The organism is Streptomyces ureilyticus (genome assembly GCF_011045025.1).
Classification (GTDB): Bacteria; Actinomycetota; Actinomycetes; order Streptomycetales; family Streptomycetaceae; genus Streptomyces; species Streptomyces ureilyticus.
Map to the genome: position 1 here is coordinate 1 of NZ_JAAKZX010000359.1, position 5,119 is coordinate 5,119.

Consider the following 5,119-nt stretch of genomic DNA (forward strand, 5'->3'; position numbering starts at 1 on the left):
GGGGTGGGTGGAGGGCCGCTGGTCGGCTTCGTAACCCCAGGGTTTGCGGGTGACGCCGAAGTCGGTCCAAGTCCCGGTGAATCGGGTCGCTTCGATGAGGGTCTGGTAGCCCATGTACTCGGCGAAGGACTCGTTCAGCCAGATGTCGTCCCACCAGCGCAGGGTGACGAGGTCGCCGAACCACATGTGGGCCATTTCGTGGGCGATGACCATGGCGCGGGTCTGGCGTTCGGTGTCGGTGACGGCGGAGCGGTAGACGAACTCGTCGCGGAAGGTGACGAGGCCGGGGTTCTCCATGGCGCCGAAGTTGAACTCGGGGACGAAGGCCTGGTCGTAGGAGTCGAAGGGGTAGGGCTCCTCGAACTTCTCGTGGTAGCGGTCGAAGCAGGCGCGGGTGATGGCGAGGAGTTCGTCGGCGTCGGCGTCCAGGTACGGGGCCAGCGAGCGGCGGCAGTGGATGCCGAAAGGCAGGCCGCGGTGTTCGGTGCGTACCGAGTGCCAGGGGCCGGCGGCGACCGCGACGAGGTAGGTGGAGATCAGCGGGGTGGGCGCCGCCTTCCACAGGCCGTCGCCCTGGTGCTCGGTGATGGCGTTGGCGAGGACGGTCCAGTCTTCGGGTGCCTTTATCGACAGTTCGAAGACGGCTTTGAGGTCGGGCTGGTCGAAGGCGGGGAAGACGGACTGGACGTCTTCCAGGGACATCTGGGTGTAGAGGTACGTTTCGCCGTCGGTGGGGTCGGTGAAGCGGTGCATGCCCTCGCCGGTGCGCGAGTAGCGCATGACGGCGTCTATGCGCAGTTCGTGCTCGCCCGGGGTGAGGTCTTTCAGGGGCAGCCGGTTCTCGTCCAGGGTGTCCAGGTCCAGGTGGTGTCCGTCGAGGAGGGCGTTGCGCAGCTCGGCGGGCTTGAGCTCGACGAAGGTGTCCACGGCCTCCAGTTCGCTCCGCACCGTGAAGTGGATGACGGTGCGGGAATCGAAGAGTTCGTCGCCGCGCGTCAGGTCGAGCTCGATCTGGTAGCGGTGGACGTCGAGAAGCCGGGCACGGGTCTGCGCTTCGGCGCGCGTCAGTACGGACATGGGGACATGCTGCCTGATGGGCGGGGCGCGGCGCAGGTGAGGTGCGGTTCCGGTCGACTGCCTCGTACGGAAGTGGTCTACGTGGTCGTACGGAAGTGGTCTACGTGGTCGTACGTGATCGCAGGTGGTCCTACGCGGTCTGGTCGTGCTCGCGGAGGATCGGCCGCTGCGGCGGTACGCGGGTGTCGAGGCGGGGGTCGGGTTCGATGGTCTGGTTCGGCGGCGGTAACTCCTTTACCAGCGCCCGGAGTTCGCGCACCTCCTGTCTCATCCGCAGGTATCTCTGGTGGGCGTCGTACAGGTAACGCACCTTGGTGCGCAGGGCCCAGGGGTCTATGGGTTTCATGACCAGGTCGGCGACGCCGAGCCGGAAGGCGGTGGTGGTGAGTTCGGCGTCCGGGCCGAAACCGGTGACCAGGATGACCGGGATGTGCTGGGTCTGTTCCAGGCGGCACAGATAGCGGACGACGTCGAAGCCGTTGACGTCGGGCATGTGCACATCGAGGACGAGCAGTCCGACCTGGCCGCGCAGGACTTCCTTGAGGGCGGCGTCGCCGCTGGTGGCGCGTGCCAGCCGGTAGCCGAGCGGGGCCAGGGCGCTTTCCAGCGCGTAGAGCGTTTCCTCATGGTCGTCGACGATGAGGATCTTGGCATCCGACGGCATCGCGCGAAGTCCCCTCGTTCTGGACAACCAGTGTGCCCGGACTGGCTGACAGGGAGTACTCACAGACTGACAAGGAGTACTCCGCGCAGGATGCCTCATTTCGGCCCTGAGGCCGAGGGGGTGCGCGGACAAAAGTGCGAGGAGTGGGGTCAGCCGGTCGAAACGCCGCCGTTGTTGGCGTTGCCGGCGATGCTCTCGTGGTGCCGGATGACCTCGGCGATGACGAAGTTGAGGAGCTTCTCGGCGAACGCGGGGTCGAGTTTGGCGTTCTCCGCGAGCCGGCGCAGCCGGGCGATCTGGTGGGCCTCACGGGCCGGGTCGGCGGGCGGCAGCTGGTGGGCTGCCTTGAGGTGGCCGACCTGCTGGGTGCACTTGAAGCGCTCGGCGAGCATATGGACGACGGCGGCATCGATGTTGTCGATGCTGTCGCGCAGCCGGTCGAGCTCGGCGCGGACGGCCGGGTCCACGCCTGAGGTTCCGTTGTCGCTGGTGGTCATGAGCGTTCACCCTACGACCCGTCCCACGGGCCTTCGACGCCACCCGCGAGCGCCGGGGATTATCGTGGATGTGGGTTCAGGGCCTCTTGGGGGTGCGGGCGTGGCGAACGGCGGTCCCGTCGAGCATGGCTACCCGCACCTGGACACGGTGCGGGCGGCGATCACCGCGCTGTACAAGCGGCTCTCGTACGACACCATCCGCACCTTCGACACCAGCGTGGCCCCCGCCGACGTGGCGTTCGCCGATCATGACGACCTGTACCTGGGGGCCCAGCGCGTGGCCCGCGAGCTGGTCCAGCACTTCCGGCTGCCGGACGCCCGCATGATCGTCAGCTTCCGCGAGATGCACCATGCGGCGAATGTCGAACTCGCCGCGGGACCCGAGTACTTCATCGAGCTGAACGACCGCTTCCGCACCCACCGCAGGGACATCGGGGCGGCCCTCGCCCACGAGATCATGCACGTGTACCTGCACCGTCTGGACCTGTCGTTCCCCGGCACACGTGACAACGAGATCCTCACGGACACCGCGACGACGTATCTGGGCGCGGGCTGGCTGCTGCTCGACGCGTTCCGCGAGGACGGTGCCTCCTCGCAGAAGCTCGGCTATCTGACTCCGGAGGAGTTCGGTTACGTCCTTGCCAAGCGGTCGCTGGTCTTCGGCGAGGATCCGTCGACGTGGTTCACCAGCGCGCAGGCGTACACGGCGTACACGAAGGGGGTGGCGCGGGCCCGCCACGACGAGCAGCAGCCGCCGCTGACCGCGGCCGGCTGGGTGGGCCGCCGCCGCTACGCGAAGGACCGCCGTCACGCCCAGGACCACCTCGGCCGTCCCGTCGGCGTCCCGTACGACTTCACCCCCGACGGCCATGGCCCGCTGCGCGTGTCGTTTCCCTGCCCGACCTGCCATCAGCGGATCCGGGTGCCGGTACGGGGCCGGGTGCGGGCCCGCTGCGGTCTGTGCCGCACGGTGCTGGAGTGCGACACGTAACCCAGTGCGACGTATGGGCAAGGTCACGTGATTCATGGCGAAATGCTTTGCCCTATACGTGCCTGACGGGCGAAGGTCGAAGGATGAACACGCACGATCTGGCGGCCGGTCTGTTCACCGCCGTGTACGAGGACGACGAGGACGCGGTCGTACGGATGCTGCGCGCGGGCGCGAGTCCGGAGTCGGTGGACGAGGACGGGCAGACGGTCCTGTATCTGGCGACCATGACGGACGATCCGGGTGTCGTACGCCTCCTCCTGGCGGCCGGAGCCGAACCGGACCGGCTCAGCTCGGGCACGGACTCGCCGCTGTGCGGAGCGGCGTGCGGCGGGCACACGGAGGTCGTACGAGCGCTGCTGGCGGCCGGGGCGCGGCCGGATCTGGTGGAGGAGTTCGGGTTCACGGCCATGGCCTGGGCTGTCGTGCGCGGCCACGCGTCCGTGGTCGCCGCGCTCCTGACGGGCGGCGCGGACCCTAACCGTCCGGGCCCCACCGGAGAGCCTTCGCTGGTGACGGCCGCGCGCCGCGGTTCCCTCGGCTGCGTACGCGCCCTGCTCGAGCACGGGGCGCGGGCCCGGTCCGAGGCGCTGACCGAGGCCCGGCGCTGGCTGACCCTCGATGTGGCGGCGGAGCTGCGGGCGGGCCTGGAGCACACGCACGGGCCCGGCCATGAGTGCGTCACCCGCCGCTTCCGGGAGGACGGCGGCGTGACCGTCGAGGTCAGGTTCCTGAAGGCCGGGGAGGGCCACCACACCTGGGGCAACGACCATCAGACGGGCCACGCCGCCATCGTCACCGTCCTGGAGACCTCGCTGGGCATCGCGGCCCCCGCCCCGGAACTCGCCGACCGCGCCCTGCGCTGCGCCGACCCCGACAACGACGACTGGACCGAGGCGGTGAGCGCCCTCGTGCGGCGCGGCGACGAGGAGACGTTTCGGGCGGCGGTGCTGTGGTGCGGGGACGGCGCGCATCCGTTGCGGCAGGCGTTCGGGGCGGATGTGCTGGGGCGGTTGGGGGCGGAGGGTGGGCCGGATCAGGCCGGGGCGGCCGTACGGCCGTATGTGGCCCAAAGCGTGCCGCTGCTGCGGGAGTTGGCGCGTGCTGTCCAGGACCCGTTGACGCTGCGGTCCGTGGTCGCGGCGCTCGGGCAGCACCAGGATCCCGCCGCGCTTCCCGAGATCCTCCGGCACGCCCGCCACGCGGACACCGGCGTACGGCGCGCGGTCGCCGTGGCGCTGTGCGGGCTGGTTCCCGCCTCGCACGCGGAGGGCGTCGCGCGGCTCGTCGCCCTGTCTCGTGACGTCGACAGGGACGTGCGCAACTGGGCGACTACGGCGTTGGCCGTGCTCGACGCGGATACGCCCGCGCTGCGGGATGCGCTGGCCGCGCTGCTGGGCGACGCGGATGCGGAAGTGGTGGCGGAGGCGGCGCGAGGGTTGGCCGTGCGTCAGGATTCGCGCGCGATCCCCGTGCTGGAGCGGTTGCTTGCCGAGGAGCGGCCTGACAGTACGCCGCGCGCTACCGCGGAGGAGGCGGTCGAGCACATACGGGACGACCGGGTTCGGACGCTGCTGGCGTCTACGCTGCCGCGTCGGATCTGACGAGGGGGTTCTTTCCCCAAGCCCGCCCCTTCCCGAAACTGGGGCTGCGTCCCAGCCCCCCCGTCAAGGGGTGGGGAGTGACACCGCGTGTCACGGCTGCGGGTGCGTCGTGGCTGGTTGCGCAGTTCCCCGCGCCCCTAAAAGGGGCGCTCCCCGGAACTGCGCGACCAGCCACAAACAACCCGCACCCGAAAACCGCCCAACCCAGCGGAGCGCTCAGGCGCCGTACGCAGCCCCCGGCTCCTCCGCCCCCGCAAGCAACTTGCGCGCCGCATCCCCCGCCTCAGAC

5 protein-coding genes are annotated in these 5,119 nt (G+C 69.8%); 2 read left to right on the forward strand and 3 right to left on the reverse strand.

The genetic code is table 11. The features are described from left to right. The 3 genes from G6048_RS46570 to G6048_RS46580 form a co-directional block, all read right to left on the reverse strand. A partial coding sequence (locus tag G6048_RS46570; protein WP_268979453.1) for a M1 family aminopeptidase occupies window positions 1–1,077 on the reverse strand: 1,077 nt, incomplete at its 3' end. 130 nt (window positions 1,078–1,207) lie between these two features. Continuing rightward, entirely contained in the window at window positions 1,208–1,741 is a 534-nt protein-coding gene (locus tag G6048_RS46575; RefSeq protein WP_165345668.1) for a response regulator, read from the reverse strand. Between the two features lie 149 nt (window positions 1,742–1,890). Next, window positions 1,891–2,238 (reverse strand): chorismate mutase, encoded by a 348-nt coding sequence (locus G6048_RS46580; protein ID WP_165345669.1) that lies wholly within the window; start codon window positions 2,236–2,238, stop codon window positions 1,891–1,893. A 100-nt stretch (window positions 2,239–2,338) separates the two neighbouring features. Here G6048_RS46580 and G6048_RS46585 point away from each other — a divergent pair, with 100 nt between their 5' ends. Next, on the forward strand, window positions 2,339–3,229 hold the full coding sequence (locus tag G6048_RS46585) for a hypothetical protein (protein WP_165345670.1): 891 nt from the start codon (window positions 2,339–2,341) through the stop codon (window positions 3,227–3,229). Between the two features lie 83 nt (window positions 3,230–3,312). Next, window positions 3,313–4,830: an ankyrin repeat domain-containing protein gene (locus G6048_RS46590; protein WP_165345671.1), complete on the forward strand. Its 1,518-nt coding sequence runs from the start codon at window positions 3,313–3,315 to the stop codon at window positions 4,828–4,830. The last annotated feature ends 289 nt before the right edge of the window (window positions 4,831–5,119 follow it).

What these genes read in the sequence shown, in the direction of transcription:
- G6048_RS46575 (WP_165345668.1), bottom strand. Translation starts at nt 1,741, where the DNA reads ATGCCGTCGGATGCCAAGATCCTCATCGTCGACGACCATGAGGAAACG.
- G6048_RS46580 (WP_165345669.1), bottom strand. Translation starts at nt 2,238, where the DNA reads ATGACCACCAGCGACAACGGAACCTCAGGCGTGGACCCGGCCGTCCGC.
- G6048_RS46590 (WP_165345671.1), top strand. Translation starts at nt 3,313, where the DNA reads ATGAACACGCACGATCTGGCGGCCGGTCTGTTCACCGCCGTGTACGAG.